The organism is Pseudoalteromonas sp. S3178, from assembly GCF_005886985.1.
Taxonomy (GTDB): Bacteria; Pseudomonadota; Gammaproteobacteria; order Enterobacterales; family Alteromonadaceae; genus Pseudoalteromonas; species Pseudoalteromonas carrageenovora.
Genome location: NZ_PNCW01000212.1, coordinates 1 through 271, shown reverse-complemented (window position 1 = coordinate 271; position 271 = coordinate 1). Strand labels below are relative to the sequence as shown.

Sequence of the window (271 nt, the reverse complement as noted above, 5' to 3'; positions counted from 1 at the left end):
CACGGTGGCCTCAGCAAATTCATACTCTGCTTTTTGCGCCTCTCGGTCGATTGGTAAATTAATAAAATCAAACAAGCCTCTATCAGCTAGCTGACTCGGGCTAACATTCTGTATTGATTTAAAAATACTCTCAACACGACCTGGTGTTTTAGCATCCCAATCAACAAGCATCGCTTTAATATTCTGTCGTTGTAAGTTTTCTTGTGAACCACATAGATTACAAGGAATAATTGGAAATTGCTTATATTCGGCGTATGTAATCAAATCTTCT

The 271-nt window shown here is 38.0% G+C and carries 1 pseudogene; it reads right to left on the bottom strand.

Features of this window, described 5'->3' with window-relative positions:
* Nucleotides 1–271: pseudogene (locus tag CWC11_RS20670) on the bottom strand (tRNA 2-thiocytidine(32) synthetase TtcA); the annotation flags it as partial.